13 protein-coding genes are annotated in these 16,759 nt (G+C 55.8%); 8 read left to right on the top strand and 5 right to left on the bottom strand.

Annotation, left to right across the window (positions count from 1 at the left end; all coding sequences use genetic code 11):
* Nucleotides 1-56: 56 nt before the first annotated feature.
* The gene (gene zapG, locus AB2B48_RS15345; RefSeq protein WP_035891191.1) at nt 57-455 is read right to left on the bottom strand and encodes a Z-ring associated protein ZapG; all 399 of its coding nucleotides are present in this window, start codon (nt 453-455) and stop codon (nt 57-59) included.
* 198 nt (nt 456-653) lie between these two features.
* Here zapG and zapE point away from each other — a divergent pair, with 198 nt between their 5' ends.
* From zapE to sspB, 5 genes are all read left to right on the top strand, one after another.
* The gene (gene zapE, locus AB2B48_RS15340) at nt 654-1,784 is read left to right on the top strand and encodes a cell division protein ZapE (RefSeq protein WP_368299567.1); all 1,131 of its coding nucleotides are present in this window, start codon (nt 654-656) and stop codon (nt 1,782-1,784) included.
* Between the two features lie 290 nt (nt 1,785-2,074).
* Nucleotides 2,075-2,503: a 50S ribosomal protein L13 gene (gene rplM, locus AB2B48_RS15335; protein ID WP_185667784.1), complete on the top strand. Its 429-nt coding sequence runs from the start codon at nt 2,075-2,077 to the stop codon at nt 2,501-2,503.
* A gap of 15 nt (nt 2,504-2,518) precedes the next feature.
* Nucleotides 2,519-2,911, top strand: coding sequence for a 30S ribosomal protein S9 (rpsI, locus tag AB2B48_RS15330; protein ID WP_000829818.1), 393 nt, complete (start codon nt 2,519-2,521; stop codon nt 2,909-2,911).
* Nucleotides 2,912-3,210: 299 nt separating this feature from the next.
* Nucleotides 3,211-3,849: a stringent starvation protein SspA gene (gene sspA / locus AB2B48_RS15325; protein WP_185667785.1), complete on the top strand. Its 639-nt coding sequence runs from the start codon at nt 3,211-3,213 to the stop codon at nt 3,847-3,849.
* Between the two features lie 4 nt (nt 3,850-3,853).
* Complete coding sequence (gene sspB / locus AB2B48_RS15320) at nt 3,854-4,354, top strand: ClpXP protease specificity-enhancing factor (protein WP_185667786.1); 501 nt, start codon at nt 3,854-3,856, stop codon at nt 4,352-4,354.
* Nucleotides 4,355-4,620: 266 nt separating this feature from the next.
* On the opposite strand, the gene gltD is transcribed toward sspB, so the two are convergent.
* Together gltD and gltB are read right to left on the bottom strand one after the other, a co-directional pair.
* Nucleotides 4,621-6,039, bottom strand: coding sequence for a glutamate synthase subunit GltD (gene gltD / locus AB2B48_RS15315; protein ID WP_185667787.1), 1,419 nt, complete (start codon nt 6,037-6,039; stop codon nt 4,621-4,623).
* 9 nt (nt 6,040-6,048) lie between these two features.
* The gene (gene gltB, locus AB2B48_RS15310) at nt 6,049-10,509 is read right to left on the bottom strand and encodes a glutamate synthase large subunit (protein WP_333012177.1); all 4,461 of its coding nucleotides are present in this window, start codon (nt 10,507-10,509) and stop codon (nt 6,049-6,051) included.
* A 685-nt stretch (nt 10,510-11,194) separates the two neighbouring features.
* Here gltB and AB2B48_RS15305 point away from each other — a divergent pair.
* The 3 genes from AB2B48_RS15305 to mtgA all read left to right on the top strand — a co-directional run bounded on the left by AB2B48_RS15305 (nt 11,195) and on the right by mtgA (nt 15,566).
* Entirely contained in the window at nt 11,195-12,118 is a 924-nt protein-coding gene (locus AB2B48_RS15305; RefSeq protein WP_368299565.1) for a TIGR01212 family radical SAM protein, read from the top strand.
* 163 nt (nt 12,119-12,281) lie between these two features.
* Nucleotides 12,282-14,621: an aerobic respiration two-component sensor histidine kinase ArcB gene (arcB, locus tag AB2B48_RS15300; protein ID WP_368299564.1), complete on the top strand. Its 2,340-nt coding sequence runs from the start codon at nt 12,282-12,284 to the stop codon at nt 14,619-14,621.
* 225 nt (nt 14,622-14,846) lie between these two features.
* Nucleotides 14,847-15,566, top strand: a complete 720-nt coding sequence (gene mtgA / locus AB2B48_RS15295; RefSeq protein WP_368299563.1) for a monofunctional biosynthetic peptidoglycan transglycosylase — start codon at nt 14,847-14,849, stop codon at nt 15,564-15,566.
* Between the two features lie 64 nt (nt 15,567-15,630).
* Here mtgA and npr read toward each other — a convergent pair whose 3' ends face one another.
* Together npr and rapZ are read right to left on the bottom strand one after the other, a co-directional pair.
* Entirely contained in the window at nt 15,631-15,903 is a 273-nt protein-coding gene (gene npr / locus AB2B48_RS15290) for a PTS phosphocarrier protein NPr (RefSeq protein ID WP_185667791.1), read from the bottom strand.
* Nucleotides 15,900-16,754: an RNase adapter RapZ gene (gene rapZ / locus AB2B48_RS15285; RefSeq protein ID WP_035891172.1), complete on the bottom strand. Its 855-nt coding sequence runs from the start codon at nt 16,752-16,754 to the stop codon at nt 15,900-15,902. Before rapZ ends, npr begins: the two co-directional genes overlap by 4 nt.
* Nucleotides 16,755-16,759 lie beyond the last annotated feature (5 nt).

Here is a 16,759-nt window from a genome sequence, read left to right as displayed (position 1 = left end):
GAGCAGAAGAGGACGGGCGCAAATGATGCGCCCGTGAAATATTTATGGAATGCAGATTAATCGCGTTTTGCGCTTCCGCGCAGCAGGCCGGATGCGCCATCAGAATAGTCGCGCGGCATCTGAACCGGCGCCTGGTCGTTACCCGCTTCGGATTCGGCCAGACGGTTACGGAACGGGTTGGCGTCTGGAGACATGCCCGGCAGCAGGTTGCTGGAGCTTTTCGCCATGTGCTGATAAATCTGGCGGTAGTCGTCTGCCATGTTATCAAGCAGTTCCGCGCTGCGGGCAAAATGGCTGACCAGCTCTTCGCGATACTCTTCCAGCTCGGCTTTGTTTTTTTCCAGCTCGTACTGCAGCGCCTGCTGCTGACGTAATTTGCTATTACCAAAACGCATGGCCACGGCACCGATGATGATACCGACAACTAACCCAATTAGCGCGTATTCCCAGGTCATGAACATCTCCCGTTGTTTTATAGTTCCATAGGGTATTGGCAGCTTCGGCAGCTCCATGCCAGCGCCCGATAGTGCCACTATAACCGCTAATCCCGTAGAAGTGGAATCCTGACGCATCATCGCGTAGTGTAGAACGGACTTTTTTTAGTCAATCGTGAAGTAAGACATACCGGTTTTCAAAGGAATAACAATTAGATCATGCAAAGCCAGTCCCCCACATCGCGCTATCTTCAGGCTCTTGAAGAGGGCAGTCATCAACCCGATGACGTTCAGCGTGAGGCGGTTAACCGCCTCGACACTATTTACCAGGAACTGCAAAACAAAACGCCCGCACCTGCACCTGCCTCCGGCGGTAGCCTGCGCGCGCGCTTTGGCAAGCTGCTGGGTAAGAAAGAAGCCGACACCCCTCCTGCGGTGCGCGGCCTTTATATGTGGGGCGGCGTAGGGCGCGGCAAGACCTGGCTGATGGATATGTTCTATCAGAGTCTGCCGGGCACGCGTAAACAGCGTCTGCACTTCCACCGCTTTATGCTGCGGGTGCATGAAGAACTGGGCGAATTGCAAGGGCACAGCGACCCGCTGGAAATCGTCGCCGAACGGTTTAAAGCGGAAACTGACGTGCTGTGCTTCGATGAGTTTTTTGTTTCCGATATCACCGATGCCATGCTGCTTGGCGGCCTGATGAAGGCGCTATTTGCCCGTGGTATTACGCTGGTGGCAACCTCCAACATTCCGCCGGATGAACTCTACCGCAACGGCCTGCAGCGTGCGCGCTTCCTGCCAGCGATTGAGGCGATTAAAGAACACTGCGATATCATGAACGTTGATGCGGGCATCGATTATCGTCTGCGAACGTTAACGCAGGCGCATCTGTGGCTATCACCGCTGAATGCCGATACGCGTCAGCAGATGAACAAGTTGTGGCTGGCGCTGGCGGGTACCGTGCAGCAGAACCAGACGACGCTGGAGATTAACCACCGTCAGTTGCCGACGCTGGGCGTTGAGAACCAGACGCTGGCGGTGTCGTTCACCACGCTGTGCGTCGATGCGCGCAGCCAGCACGACTATATCGCGCTCTCACGCCTGTTCCACACCGTGATGCTCTACGACGTGCCGGTGATGACGCCGCTGCTGGAGAGCGAGGCCCGCCGCTTTATCGCGCTGGTGGATGAGTTCTATGAACGCCACGTGAAACTGGTGGTCAGCGCCGAGGTGGAGCTTTACAACATCTATCAGGGCGAGCGCCTGAAGTTTGAGTTCCAGCGCTGCCTGTCGCGTTTGCAGGAGATGCAGAGCGAAGAGTACCTGAAGCGCCCGCACATGCCATAAATGCTACCCTCTCCCCGTGGGAGAGGGGCTGGGGGTGAGGGCATCAGGCCGCATATCCCCAAACCCCGAAAAACCCGCGTCAAATCTCATAAAGGGGTCGATCTTTGACCCCGACTTCTCTATAATCTTGCGACCCCACGTTACAAGAGAGTTTTTTTCCCAAAACTTTCTCTGCGCCGGCATAGGCTATTCGAAGGGGTAGGTTTGCTGGACAATGTCGTGTGAACCTCAACTGACAAAACGTTTGGGTGTTCACCAACGTGTAACTAATTTATTTGGGTAAGCTTTTAATGAAAACTTTTACAGCTAAACCAGAAACCGTAAAACGCGACTGGTATGTTGTTGACGCGACCGGTAAAACTCTGGGCCGTCTGGCTTCCGAACTGGCTCTGCGCCTGCGCGGTAAGCACAAAGCGGAATACACTCCGCACGTAGATACTGGTGATTACATCATCGTTCTGAACGCTGATAAAGTTGCTGTAACCGGCAACAAGCGTACTGACAAAGTGTACTATCGTCACACTGGCTACGTCGGTGGTCTTAAAGAAGCGACCTTTGAAGAGATGATTGCTCGCCATCCTGAGCGTGTGATTGAAATCGCGGTTAAAGGCATGCTGCCAAAAGGCCCGCTGGGTCGTGCAATGTTCCGTAAACTGAAAGTTTACGCGGGTAACGAGCACAACCACGCGGCACAGCAACCGCAAGTTCTTGACATCTAATCGGGATTATAGGCAATGGCTGAAAATCAATACTACGGCACTGGTCGCCGCAAAAGTTCCGCAGCTCGCGTTTTCATCAAACCGGGCAACGGCAAAATCGTTATCAACCAACGTTCTCTGGAACAGTACTTCGGTCGTGAAACTGCCCGCATGGTAGTTCGTCAGCCGCTGGAACTGGTCGACATGGTTGAGAAACTGGATCTGTACATCACTGTTAAAGGTGGTGGTATCTCTGGTCAGGCTGGTGCGATCCGTCACGGTATCACCCGCGCTCTGATGGAGTACGATGAGTCCCTGCGTTCCGAACTGCGTAAAGCTGGCTTCGTTACTCGTGATGCTCGTCAGGTTGAACGTAAGAAAGTCGGCCTGCGTAAAGCACGTCGTCGTCCTCAGTTCTCCAAGCGTTAATTTGTTTCTGCTTCGGCAGACAACAATTGGCGAAAAAAACCCGCTCCGGCGGGTTTTTTTATGCCCGCAATTCGATGGCCGCTGGGCTCTTTTTCCGCTTTTCCGGAATCCCCTCACCACAAGCCGTTCAAAATCTGGTAGACTATCATCCAATTTTCTGCCCAAATGCGCGCGATTGTTCATTTTTTGTTTAATTCGTGAACGAGAATGTTGTTCAGCGTGCAGATAGGGCTAATCATCTGGCTAGCCGCCGTTGTGGCTGGTAGCAGTAAAAATTCTGAATATACCTGGAGGTTTTCATGGCTGTCGCTGCCAACAAACGTTCGGTAATGACGCTGTTTTCTGGTCCTACTGACATCTATAGCCATCAGGTCCGCATCGTGCTGGCTGAGAAAGGCGTCAGCTTTGAGATAGAGCACGTGGAAAAGGACAATCCACCGCAGGATCTGATTGACCTCAACCCGAATCAAAGCGTACCGACACTGGTGGATCGTGAACTGACTCTGTGGGAGTCACGCATCATTATGGAATACCTGGATGAGCGTTTCCCTCATCCGCCGCTGATGCCTGTTTACCCGGTCGCACGTGGTGAAAGCCGCCTGTACATGCACCGTATCGAGAAAGACTGGTACTCACTGATGAACACGGTGATGAACGGCTCCGCTGCTCAGGCAGACGCTGCGCGTAAACAGCTGCGTGAAGAGCTGCTGGCCATTGCGCCGGTCTTTACCCAGAAGCCGTTCTTCCTGAGCGATGAGTTCAGCATCGTCGATTGCTACCTGGCTCCACTGCTGTGGCGTCTGCCGGTAATGGGCATCGAGCTTGTTGGCGCGGGTGCGAAAGAGCTGAAAGGCTATATGACTCGTGTCTTCGAACGTGACTCTTTCCTCGCGTCCTTAACGGAAGCCGAGCGCGAAATGCGCCTTGGCCGGGGTTAATTGAATGGAAGTATCACAGCTTTCCCCACGCCGTCCGTACCTGCTGCGTGCGTTCTACGAGTGGCTGCTGGATAACCAGCTGACGCCACATCTGGTGGTCGATGTCATGATGCCAGGCGTGAACGTACCAATGGAATACGCGCGTGATGGGCAGATCGTGTTGAACATCGCGCCGCGCGCGGTGGGCAACCTTGAGCTGGCCAACGATGAAGTGCGCTTTAACGCGCGCTTTGGCGGCGTACCGCGTCAGGTTAACGTGCCGCTGGCCGCCGTGCTGGCTATCTATGCCCGTGAGAACGGCGCCGGAACCATGTTTGAACCTGAAACTGCATACGATGAAAATGCAGAAAGCTTCAATGATGATGAAGACGTGGATAACGGTGGAAGCGAAACGGTGATGTCAGTGATTGATGGCGATAAGCCCGATATCAGCGATGACAACGACCCGGATGATACGCCACCACCGCCTCGCGGTGGGCGCCCAGCGCTCCGCGTAGTGAAATAAGATGAAAACAGGCCCTTTGGGGCCTGTTTTGTTATGTAGGTTTTATTGGGTACTGGTAGCGCATATAGGCTCTCCCGGAAGGGGATATTCCAGCGAGCGTTATAGAGGTATGAATTGTTAAGATTCACCAGACAGCGTCTGCTGAATGTCATGGTGCTGGAAGTTTTGCGAGCTGCTTTCAAAGAATGCGTAGACAAGTATTTAGCAGGGAAATACAGGCTCCCCATCCATAAGCGTAACGCTTTGGTAGGGGAGCCGGAACGGTTTTACACTTCCAGGTAGTTCATAATCCCGTCAGCCGCTTTACGACCTTCGGCAATCGCCGTGACCACCAGATCCGAGCCGCGCACGATGTCACCACCGGCGAAGATTTTCGGGTTGCTGGTCTGGAAGGCGTTATCAATACCTTCAGGCGCAATGACGCGGCCCTGCGAGTCCAGCTCAACGCTGTGCTTCGCCAGCCATTCCATGCTGTGCGGACGGAAGCCAAACGCCATCACCACGGCATCGGCTGGCACCACGTGCTCGGAACCGGCGACGATCTCCGCGCGACGGCGGCCTTTCGCATCCGGCTGGCCCATCTCGGTACGCGCCATTTTCACGCCGCAGACCTTGCCGTTGGCATTCACTTCCACGCCCAGCGGCTGGACGTTGAACTGGAATTCCACGCCTTCTTCACGCGCGTTTTTCACTTCGCGTTTGGAGCCAGGCATATTCTCTTCGTCACGACGGTAGGCACAGGTTACGTGCGTTGCGCCCTGGCGAATGGAGGTGCGTACGCAGTCCATCGCGGTATCACCGCCACCCAGTACCACCACGCGCTTGCCTTCCATGCTGACGTACGGCTCTTCGGCGGTTTCGCCGAAGCCCATAATCTGCTTGGTGTTGGCAATCAGGAACGGCAGGGCATCGAATACGCCGGAAGCATCTTCGTTCTCCAGGCCGCCGCGCATGGACTGATAGGTACCCACGCCGAGGAAGACGGCATCGTAATCCTTCAGCAGGTCATCCAGCTGAACGTCGCGGCCCACTTCAACGTTGAGTTTGAACTCAATACCCATGCCGGTGAAGATCTCACGGCGGCGGGTCATCACCTCTTTTTCCAGCTTGAAGGCCGGGATACCGAAGGTCAGCAGACCGCCGATTTCAGGGTGACGGTCAAAGACCACGGCTTTCACACCGTTGCGGGTCAGCACATCAGCACACGCCAGGCCCGCAGGACCTGCGCCGATGATAGCGACTTTCTTGTCGGTCTGCTTCACACCGGTCATATCCGGACGCCAGCCCATCTCGAACGCTTTATCGTTGATATAGCGTTCGATGTTGCCGATGGTAACTGCGCCGAACTCGTCGTTCAGCGTACAGGAACCTTCGCACAGACGGTCCTGTGGACAAACGCGCCCGCAGACTTCTGGCAGGGTGTTGGTCTGGTGTGACAGCTCGGCGGCTTCAAAAATACGCCCCTCGTTGGCGAGCTTCAGCCAGTTAGGGATGTAGTTGTGTACCGGGCATTTCCACTCACAGTAAGGGTTACCGCAGGACAGGCAGCGGTCTGCCTGCGCTTTGGCCTGGCCTTCGGAAAACGGCTCGTAGATCTCAATAAACTCGATCTTACGGATCTTCAGCGGTTTCTTTGGCGGATCAACGCGCTGCAGGTCGATAAATTGATAAACGTTCTGACTCATGATGACCTCTTACTGCGCCTGCACACGCAGCTCAGCTGCGCTACGACTACGGTGACCCAACAGGGCTTTCACATCACTGGACTTCGGCTTAACCAGCGCGAACTTCGCGGAGTAAGTCTCCCAGTGCGCCAGGATCTCTTCGCCGCGGGAAGAACCGGTCAGCTGCACGTGCTCGGTAATCAGACCGCGCAGATGCTCTTCGTGAATCGCCAGCGTGTCGACATCCAGCACTTCCACCAGTTCCGGGTTCACGCGCTTGCGGAAATCGCCGTCTTCATCCAGTACATAGGCGAAGCCGCCCGTCATACCGGCACCGAAGTTGACGCCCGTTTTGCCCAGCACGCAGACGATACCGCCGGTCATATATTCACAACCGTTGTCACCGATGCCTTCTACGACAGTAATCGCCCCGGAGTTACGCACGCCGAAACGTTCACCTGCACGACCTGCGGCGTAAAGACGACCACCGGTCGCGCCGTACAGGCAGGTGTTGCCGATGATGCTCGCTTCATGGCTGCGGAAGGATGAACCGACCGGAGGACGAATCGCCAGCAGACCGCCCGCCATGCCTTTACCGACGTAGTCGTTAGCATCGCCGGTCAGGTACAGCTCAACGCCGCCTGCGTTCCACACGCCGAAGCTCTGGCCCGCGGTACCGCTGAAGTGCGCTTTAATCGGGTCTGCCGCCAGCCCTTGGTCACCGTGGGTCTGGGCAATATAGCCAGACAGCGATGCGCCAACGGAACGGTCGGTGTTGCGGATATCAAACCAGAAGGTTTTGCTCTGGCGCTCATCCACAAACGGTTTTGCCTGCTGCAGCAACTGCGCGTTCAGCACGCCGTTATCAAACGGCGGGTTGTTCTCGGTGCAGTACAGCGCTTTGCCTGGGTGTGGCTCAGCGGTTTCCAGCAGACGAGACAGCTCCAGCTTCTGCTGCTTGGCGGTGAAACCATCCAGCTCTTTAAGCAGGTCGGTGCGGCCAATCAGGTCAACGAGACGGGTTACGCCCAGTTCAGCCATCAGCTCGCGCACTTCACGGGCGATAAATTCAAAGTAGTTGGTCACTTTGAACGGCAGGCCGTGATAGTGGTTCTTACGCAGTTTCTCATCCTGAGTTGCTACGCCGGTTGCGCAGTTGTTCAGGTGGCAAATACGCAGATATTTACAGCCCAGCGCGACCATTGGCCCGGTACCGAAGCCGAAGCTTTCAGCGCCGAGGATGGCCGCTTTAATGATATCGACGCCCGTTTTCAGGCCGCCGTCCACCTGCAGACGAATCTTGTGACGCAGGCCGTTAGCGACCAACGCCTGCTGCGTTTCGACCAGACCCAGTTCCCACGGGCAGCCTGCGTACTTCACGGAGGAGAGCGGGCTTGCACCGGTACCGCCGTCGTAGCCGGCGATGGTGATAAGGTCGGCATAGGCTTTTGCCACGCCGGTTGCGATGGTGCCCACGCCCGGTTCGGAAACCAGTTTCACGGAGATCATCGCTTTCGGGTTGACCTGTTTCAGGTCGAAAATCAGCTGCGCCAGATCCTCGATAGAGTAAATATCGTGGTGTGGCGGAGGCGAAATCAGCGTCACGCCCGGTACGGAGTAGCGCAGTTTGGCGATGTACGGGGTGACTTTATCACCCGGCAGCTGGCCGCCTTCACCTGGCTTCGCGCCCTGGGCAACTTTAATCTGAATCACGTCAGCGTTAACCAGGTACGCTGGCGTCACGCCAAAGCGACCGGAAGCCACCTGCTTGATGCGTGACACTTTGTTGGTGCCGTAGCGCGCCGGGTCTTCGCCGCCTTCGCCGGAGTTCGAGTTGCCGCCGATGCTGTTCATTGCTTCGGCCAGCGCTTCGTGTGCTTCCGGGCTCAGTGCGCCGATAGACATCGCAGCGGTATCGAAACGCTTGAACAGGTCGCTTGCTGGCTCAACGTCGGCCAGGTTGACGGTTTCGCCGTTCGGGCTAATCGCCAGCAGGTCGCGCAGCGTTGCTGCAGGGCGGTTATTGACCAGCTCTGCATATTCTTTGTAATCGCTGTATTCGCCGCTCTGTACCGCCTGTTGCAGGGTGCGTACCACGTCCGGGTTGTAGGCGTGGTATTCGCCACCGTGGACGTACTTCAGCAGACCACCCTGTTCCAGCGGTTTACGCGCCAGCCAGGCACGCTTCGACAGGTTCAGCAAATCTTGCTGGAAGTCATCGAACGACGCGCCGCCGATGCGGCTCACCACGCCCTGGAAGCAGTTATCGACCACATCATCGTGCAGGCCAACCGCTTCAAACAGCTTGGAGCAACGGTAAGACGCGATGGTCGAGATGCCCATTTTGGACATGATCTTGTACAGGCCTTTGTTGATGCCGTTACGGTAGTTCAGCATCACCGTGCGGTAGTCTTTCTCGATAGCATGGGTATCGATGAGACGGCCCAGGGTTTCATACGCCAGGTACGGGTAGATAGCCGTCGCGCCAAAGCCGAGCAGCACCGCAAAGTGGTGCGGGTCACGGGCGCTCGCGGTTTCGACGATGATGTTGGCATCGCAGCGCAGGCTCTTATCAACCAGACGGGTCTGGATAGCGCCCACTGCCATCGGTGCCGGTACCGGCAGACGATTTTTAGCGATATTACGGTCAGAGAGCACCAGCAGTACGGTACCGTTACGGACCATCTGTTCGGCTTTATCGCACAGCGCTTTCACCGTCTCTTCGAGGTTGGTTTCCGTCACATCGAAGGTGATATCCAGCGTGTCGGCGCGGTAGTGCTCCTCTTTCATCGTGGTGAGCTGATTGAAATCGGAGTACAGCAGAATCGGTGATTTGAAGCTCAGGCGGTGCGCCTGGCCTTCCGCTTCGCAGAAGACGTTCATCTCGCGACCGATGCTGGTCGCCAGCGACATCACGTGCGCTTCACGCAGCGGGTCGATTGGCGGGTTGGTCACCTGCGCAAACTGCTGGCGGAAGTAGTCGTAAATGATACGCGGCTGGCTGGAGAGCACGGCGAACGGGGTATCGTCACCCATTGAGCCGACCGCTTCCTGGCCGTTTTCACCGAGTACGCGGATAACGGAATCCAGCTCTTCGGCGCTGTAGTTAAACTGTTTCTGGTAGCTGGCGAGGGTATCGTCGTCCAGCTCGCGGCTGCCAACGCGGTCGTCCGCCAGATCTTCGAACGGCACCAGGCGGCGAACGTTCTTCTCCATCCACTCTTTGTACGGGTGGCGGCTTTTCAGATCGTTGTCGGTTTCAGCTGAGTGCAGAATGCGGCCGCTGCGGGTGTCGATAACCATCAGCTCGCCCGGGCCTACGCGGCCTTTTTCAACCACTTCGTCAGGCTGGTAATCCCAGATACCGACTTCAGAAGCGCAGGTGATGAGCTTGTCTTTGGTGATGACGTAGCGCGCGGGACGCAGACCGTTACGGTCGAGGTTACAGGCGGCGTAGCGACCGTCAGACATGACGATACCTGCCGGGCCGTCCCACGGTTCCATGTGCATGGAGTTAAAGTCGAAGAACGAACGCAGATCAGGGTCCATATCCGGGTTGTTCTGCCAGGCCGGTGGCACCAGCAGACGCATGGCGCGGATGATGTCCATCCCGCCCGCCAGCAGCAGCTCAAGCATGTTATCCATGGAGCTGGAGTCGGAGCCGGTTTCGTTAACGAACGGCGCAGCGTCGTGCAGATCCGGGATCAGCGGGGTCTGGAACTTATAGGTACGCGCGCGCGCCCACTGGCGGTTACCGGTGATGGTGTTGATTTCGCCGTTGTGCGCCAGATAGCGGAACGGTTGAGCCAGCGGCCAGCGTGGCACGGTGTTAGTGGAGAAGCGCTGGTGGAACAGGCAGATGGCTGATTCCAGGCGCAGGTCCGCGAGGTCCAGGTAGAAGCGCGGCAAATCCGCCGGCATACACAGACCTTTATAGATGTTGACCAGGTTCGACAGGCTACAAACGTAGAAGTCTTTATCTTCCTGGAGGCGTTTTTCGATACGGCGACGCGCGATAAACAGGCGGCGCTCCATATCGCGTGGACGCCAGCCCGCAGGGGCGTTAACAAAAATTTGTTCGATGCGAGGCAGAGAGGAGAGGGCGATCTCACCCAGCACGCCTTCATTGGTTGGCACATCCCGCCAGCCGACGATAGACAGGGTTTCACGCTGCAGTTCTTCTTCTACAACACGGCGAGATGCCGCAGCCAGTTCAGGATCCTTATTCAGGAACAGCATCCCAACGGCATAGTTTTTCGCTAAACGCCAGCCGCGCTCTTCGGCGACGATGCGAAAGAAACGGTCAGGTTTTTGCAGCAGCAGGCCACAACCGTCACCGGTTTTACCGTCGGCGAGAATGGCGCCACGGTGCTGCATTCGGGCCAGTGCGTGTATCGCGGTACGCACTACCTTGTGGCTAGGTTCGCCTTCTATGTGGGCGATCAGGCCGAAACCACAGTTATCCCTCTCAAGGGATTTATCGTACAACATATCAGTGAACCTCCCCAGGCTCTACGGGATGCCCCCTTAATCGATTGCGCGCAAGGCACAGCAAGAGCATGGCGACGGGGTATGGCATTCATCTGCCTAACCTCGCATTCGCCCTCTTTTATCCTTTTCGCGTAGGTCGCACAAGTTTGAGGACTTGCTTAAGAGGGAATCTCAATTACTGCATAAATATGATGAGCAGACTGCTCATCCAGAAAGCTTCCAGCGGATTCCCAACTTATCGGGAATCGATACATAGGTCAAATGGCAATCTTATTTATACAGAAATGTGCTATAGAGTAATTAACATAATGATATATAAGAAAAATATGTCATTTTTGGCTGGCGTTAAGCGTGCTGAATGGGATTAGCTAGTGTGATCTGTCTCACTATCTGAAAGCGCTGTTTTAATCGTCATGCACTGTTTATATCACGATAAGTAGCATTTAATGCTGGCATGGAGTGTGGGGGTATAGGATCACTCTGTTTTTCAACGACAGATAGATTATTGCAAATTAGCCGCTGAACATAAGTAAAAATAATCTATATGACTGTGAATGAAATTGCAGTTATTTTGATTGGTTATGCAATGAGGTAAAAGGTCTACATGACGATTGATCCAGGTCATCGCCGATCGAGACTAAAAATGGCAGGCTTGGCCCCTTTCTTCAGGCCGGTCTATCAGATTATGCAGTTACAAAAATTAGTCAATATGTTTGGTGGGGATCTTACGCGTCGTTATGGCGAAAAGGTTCATAAACTGACGCTGCATGGTGGATTTAGCTGTCCCAACCGCGATGGCACCATCGGTCGCGGCGGCTGCACGTTCTGCAACGTAGCTTCGTTCGCCGATGAAGAGCAGCAGCATAAGTCGATTGCCGAGCAGTTGGCGCATCAGGCGAACCTGGTGAATCGCGCAAAACGCTATCTGGCGTACTTTCAGGCCTATACCAGCACCTTTGCCGAAGTGCAGGTGCTGCGATCGATGTACCAGCAGGCTATTAGTCAGGCAAATATCGTCGGGCTGTGCGTCGGTACGCGCCCGGACTGTGTGCCGGAGGCGGTGCTTGACCTGCTGAGTGAATACCACGAGCAGGGTTATGAAGTGTGGCTGGAGCTTGGCCTGCAAACGGCACACGATAAAACGCTGCACCGTATTAACCGCGGTCATGATTTTGCCTGCTATCAGAACACCACCCGTCTGGCGCGCGAACGCGGCCTGAAGGTGTGCAGTCATCTGATTGTCGGCCTGCCGGGCGAAGGGCAGCGCGAATGTCTGGAGACGCTTGAGCAGGTCGTCGAGACGGGCGTTGATGGCATTAAGCTGCATCCGCTACATATTGTCACCGGCAGCATCATGGCGAAAGCCTGGGAAGCCGGGCGTCTGAACGGGATTGAGCTGGATGACTATACGGTCACCGCGGGCGAGATGATTCGCCATACGCCGCCGGAGGTGATTTATCACCGCATTTCCGCCAGCGCACGTCGCCCGACGCTGCTGGCTCCGCTATGGTGTGAGAACCGCTGGACCGGGATGGTGGAGCTGGATAAATACCTGAACGAGCACGGCGTGCAGGGGGCAGCCTTGGGCCGGCCGTGGGTGCAGCCATAGCGCTGCGGCAGCCTACAACAGCCGTGTCGCCCGGCCAAGCGCAGCGCCGCCGGGAAGGCTCCCTAGCCCAATTAGCAGATAATCCCCGCATTTTTCGCACAACCTACCGCGCTACGCTCAGAATTGGGTATGATTGAACGACGTTGTCGTTAAGGAATCCCTTATGAAGCAAATCCGTATGCTGGCGCAGTATTACGTCGACCTGATGATGAAGCTGGGTCTGGTACGTTTCTCATTACTGTTGGCGCTGGCGCTGGTGGTACTGGCCATTGTGGTGCAGATGGCGGTGACCATGGTGCTGCACGGCCAGGTTGAAAGCATTGATGTTATTCGTTCTATCTTCTTCGGTTTGCTGATTACCCCCTGGGCGGTTTACTTCCTGTCGGTGGTGGTGGAACAGCTGGAAGAGTCACGACAGCGTCTCTCCCGGCTGGTGGAAAAGCTTGAAGAGATGCGCGAACGCGACCTCAAGCTGAACGTCCAGCTCAAAGACAATATTTCTCAGCTGAATCAGGAAATTAGCGACCGTGAAAAAGCTGAGGCCGAGCGTCTTGCTACGCTCGAGCAGCTGCGTATTGAGGTGCAGGAGCGTGAAGAGACGCAGATTCGCCTTGAACAGCAGTCCTCTTTCCTGCGCTCCTTCCTGGATGCCTCTCCCGATTTGGTCTTCTATCGCAATGAAGATAAAGAGTTTTCTGGCTGTAACCGGGCGATGGAACTGCTGACCGGCAAAAGCGAGAAGCAGCTGATTCACCTGCACCCGGAAGAGGTTTATGCCCCTGAGGCAGCGGCAAAAGTTATTGAAACCGATGAGAAAGTCTTTCGTCACAACGTTTCACTCACCTATGAACAGTGGCTCGACTATCCTGACGGTCGCAAAGCCTGCTTTGAGATTCGTAAAGTGCCGTACTACGACCGCGTCGGTAAACGTCATGGCCTGATGGGCTTTGGTCGCGATATTACCGAGCGTAAGCGCTATCAGGACGCGCTCGAGCGCGCCAGCCGCGACAAGACCACCTTTATCTCCACCATCAGCCACGAGCTGCGTACGCCGCTGAACGGCATCGTCGGCTTAAGCCGCATCCTGCTCGACACCAACCTGACCACCGAGCAGGAAAAATACCTGAAAACCATCCATGTCTCGGCGGTCACGCTGGGCAATATCTTCAACGATATTATCGACATGGACAAAATGGAGCGCCGGAAGGTCCAGCTGGATAACCAGCCGGTCGATTTCACCGGTTTCCTGGCTGACCTGGAAAACCTCTCCGGCCTGCAGGCGCAGCAAAAAGGGCTGCGCTTCGTGATGGAGCCAACGCTGCCGCTGCCGCATAAGGTGATTACCGACGGCACCCGACTGCGCCAGATTCTGTGGAACCTTATCAGCAACGCCGTGAAGTTTACCCAGCAGGGGAGCGTGACGGTGCGCGTGCGCTATGATGCTGGCGATATGCTTCACTTTGAAGTTGAAGACTCCGGTATCGGGATCCCGCAGGAAGAGCAGGATAAAATCTTCGCCATGTATTATCAGGTTAAAGACAGCCAGGGGGGCAAGCCTGCTACCGGCACCGGTATCGGTCTGGCGGTCTCCCGCCGTCTGGCGAAAAGCATGGGCGGTGATATTGAAGTCTCAAGCCAGGCCGGACATGGCGCCACCTTCACCCTGACGGTACATGCGCCCGCGGTGGCGGAAGAGGTTGAAGACGCGTTTGAGGATGATGAAATGCCGCTGCCGGCGCTGCACGTCTTGCTGGTGGAAGACATTGAGCTGAACGTCATTGTTGCCCGCTCGGTGCTTGAGAAGTTGGGGAATAGCGTCGACGTGGCGATGACCGGTAAGGATGCGCTGGAAATGTTCACCCCCGGTGAATATGACCTGGTGCTGCTGGATATCCAACTGCCGGACATGACCGGGCTGGATATTTCCCGCGAGCTGACGCGTAAATACCACGCTGACGATTTACCACCGCTGGTCGCGCTGACGGCGAACGTGCTGAAAGATAAAAAAGAGTATCTGGAAGCCGGGATGGACGATGTGCTGAGTAAACCGCTCTCGGTACCGGCCCTGACGGCGATGATCAAGAAGTTCTGGGACACCGTTGAAGACGAAGAGGAGAGTACCGTGACGCCTGTAGAAAGCAGTAAATCGCAGCAGCTACTGGATATTCCAATGCTGGAGCAGTACATCGATCTGGTTGGGCCGAAGCTGATTACCGACGGTCTGGCGGTCTTCGAGAAGATGATGCCGGGCTATCTGGCGGTGCTGGAGTCGAACCTGACCGCGCGCGACCAGAAAGGCATCGTCGAGGAAGGTCATAAGATCAAAGGTGCAGCTGGCTCCGTCGGTCTACGTCACCTGCAGCAACTGGGGCAGCAGATCCAGTCGCCTGATTTACCTGCCTGGTGGGATAACGTGGGTGAATGGGTTGAAGAGATGAAGTCCGAGTGGCAGCAGGACGTTGCGGTGCTGAAAGCGTGGGTAGCGAGCGCTGATAAAAAATGACCCCGGCTTGACCGGGGTGCGCGAATACTGCGCCAACACCAGGGAACTGGTGGCTGCGTCAGCTGATTAGCTCTATTTTTTGTTTTTGACACAACCTGAAATACGATTGCACGCTCAATAAGATAGCAAAACTTAAAATGTTTGTTACGTGAATCAGTAAAATGTGTGAAGCATAACGACTTAATCAGAAATATTAATCGGCGTCAGAGAGTTAGCGTGAAGAAGATGGCTTTGAGGAAGGTAGCGGGGCTAAAACAACTGTTCTGGCGACTGTTGCTGCTGCTGGCGCTTTTCTGGGGCGGTGGTATTGCCGCATTCAGTTTTCTGCCGGTTCCATTCTCCGCAGTGATGATTGAGCGTCAAATTGGCGCCTGGATGACGGGCGACTTTGGCTACGTGGCGCACTCTGATTGGGTTAGCATGGACGCTATCTCGCCGTTTATGGGGCTGGCGGTGATCGCCGCTGAGGATCAGAAATTCCCGGATCATTGGGGTTTTGACGTCTCGGCGATTGAGAAAGCGCTGGCGCATAACGAGCGTAATGAAAACCGGATTCGCGGCGCCTCTACGTTGTCGCAGCAGACGGCGAAGAACCTGTTCCTGTGGGATGGGCGCAGTTGGGTACGTAAAGGGCTGGAGGCCGGTCTGACGCTGGGCATGGAGACGGTCTGGAGTAAGAAACGTATTCTGACCGTCTATCTGAACATTGCTGAGTTTGGCGACGGTATTTTTGGTGTGGAGGCCGCATCTCAGCGCTATTTCCATAAGCCCGCGAGCAAGCTGACGATGGCGGAAGCCGCGCTGCTGGCCGCGGTGCTGCCTAACCCGATTCGTTTTAAAGCGAGTGCGCCGTCCGGGTATGTGCGCAGCCGTCAGGCGTGGATTTTACGCCAGATGCGTCAGCTGGGTGGGGAAGGGTTTATGCGGGAGAATAAGCTGTATTAACCGGGGGGCCCCGGCGTCGCTGCGCTCGGCCGGGCTACATTAAACCGGTATCCCGGGCGACGGACTAGTCTTCGTCGAATCCGGCGTTAAACAGCGCAATCACCGCGGCCAGCGCCTCTTCTTCCTGCGGCCCGGTGGCCTCGACCTCAATCTGACGGCCTTTGGCTGAGTCCAGCATCAGCAGCGCAATCACGCTATTCGCTTCCGCTTCGGTTCCTTCATCGTTACGCAGCAGAACCTCTGCGTCGAAATTTTGCATCAGCTCAAACAACTTCATCGCCGGGCGGGCGTGCATGCCCAGCTTGTTGGTTATCTCAACGGTCTGCTTTACGGTCATGATTTGCGTTTTTCCAGCGTCCGGTGACGAGACTGCACGTTCTTGCCGCGCGAGCGGAAGTAGTCAGCCAGCTGTTCGGCAACGTAGACCGAACGGTGTTTACCGCCGGTACAACCAATCGCCACGGTCAGATAGCTACGGTTATTGGTTTCCAGCATAGGTAACCATAGCTCAAGATAGCTGCGGGTCTGGTAGATAAAGTTGTGAACTTCCGTGTGCCTGTCAAGGAACGCAGCCACCGGTTTGTCCAGGCCGGTCATCGGACGCAGCTTAGGATCCCAGTGCGGGTTCGGCAGGAAACGGACGTCGAAGACGTAGTCGGCATCAATCGGAATACCGTGCTTGAAGCCGAAAGATTCGAACACCATCGTTAACTCGCGCTCGCGTTTGCCCAGCAGGCGAGTACGCAGCATCTCCGCCAGTTCGTGAACCGACATCTCGGAGGTATCGACGATCAGGTCGGCACGGGAGCGCAGCGGCTCCAGCAGATTGCTCTCTTCATCAATGGCGCTTTCCAGCGACAGATTCTTACTGGAGAGAGGGTGCAGGCGGCGAGTGTCGCTGTAGCGGCGAATCAGGGTGTTACGATCGGCATCAAGGAACAACAGCTGCGGAGAGAAGTTATCCGGCAGGTTTTCCATGGCCCGCTCAAAGATTTCCGGTGATTCAGGCATGTTACGCACGTCGATGCTGACGGCGGCCGATATTTCCCGGTCAGCGAGCGTTTTTGCCAGTTCTGGCAGCAGCACAACCGGCAGGTTATCGACGCAATAAAAGCCCATGTCCTCCAGCGCGCGTAAGGCGACCGATTTTCCCGAGCCAGAGCGGCCGCTGACGATCATCAGTACCATGTACC

Source organism: Kluyvera sichuanensis (genome assembly GCF_040930405.1).
In the GTDB taxonomy this organism is placed as follows: domain Bacteria; phylum Pseudomonadota; class Gammaproteobacteria; order Enterobacterales; family Enterobacteriaceae; genus Kluyvera; species Kluyvera sichuanensis.
The sequence above is the reverse complement of the archived record's forward strand: the minus strand, read 5'-3'. Positions and strand labels throughout refer to the sequence as shown.

Bases quoted from the DNA above. Each gene is read 5' to 3' on its own strand.
- zapG (WP_035891191.1), bottom strand. From the start codon at position 455: ATGACCTGGGAATACGCGCTAATTGGGTTAGTTGTCGGTATCATCATC.
- zapE (WP_368299567.1), top strand. From the start codon at position 654: ATGCAAAGCCAGTCCCCCACATCGCGCTATCTTCAGGCTCTTGAAGAG.
- rplM (WP_185667784.1), top strand. From the start codon at position 2,075: ATGAAAACTTTTACAGCTAAACCAGAAACCGTAAAACGCGACTGGTAT.
- rpsI (WP_000829818.1), top strand. From the start codon at position 2,519: ATGGCTGAAAATCAATACTACGGCACTGGTCGCCGCAAAAGTTCCGCA.
- sspA (WP_185667785.1), top strand. From the start codon at position 3,211: ATGGCTGTCGCTGCCAACAAACGTTCGGTAATGACGCTGTTTTCTGGT.
- sspB (WP_185667786.1), top strand. From the start codon at position 3,854: ATGGAAGTATCACAGCTTTCCCCACGCCGTCCGTACCTGCTGCGTGCG.
- gltD (WP_185667787.1), bottom strand. From the start codon at position 6,039: ATGAGTCAGAACGTTTATCAATTTATCGACCTGCAGCGCGTTGATCCG.
- gltB (WP_333012177.1), bottom strand. From the start codon at position 10,509: ATGTTGTACGATAAATCCCTTGAGAGGGATAACTGTGGTTTCGGCCTG.
- AB2B48_RS15305 (WP_368299565.1), top strand. From the start codon at position 11,195: ATGCAGTTACAAAAATTAGTCAATATGTTTGGTGGGGATCTTACGCGT.
- arcB (WP_368299564.1), top strand. From the start codon at position 12,282: ATGAAGCAAATCCGTATGCTGGCGCAGTATTACGTCGACCTGATGATG.
- mtgA (WP_368299563.1), top strand. From the start codon at position 14,847: ATGGCTTTGAGGAAGGTAGCGGGGCTAAAACAACTGTTCTGGCGACTG.
- npr (WP_185667791.1), bottom strand. From the start codon at position 15,903: ATGACCGTAAAGCAGACCGTTGAGATAACCAACAAGCTGGGCATGCAC.
- rapZ (WP_035891172.1), bottom strand. From the start codon at position 16,754: ATGGTACTGATGATCGTCAGCGGCCGCTCTGGCTCGGGAAAATCGGTC.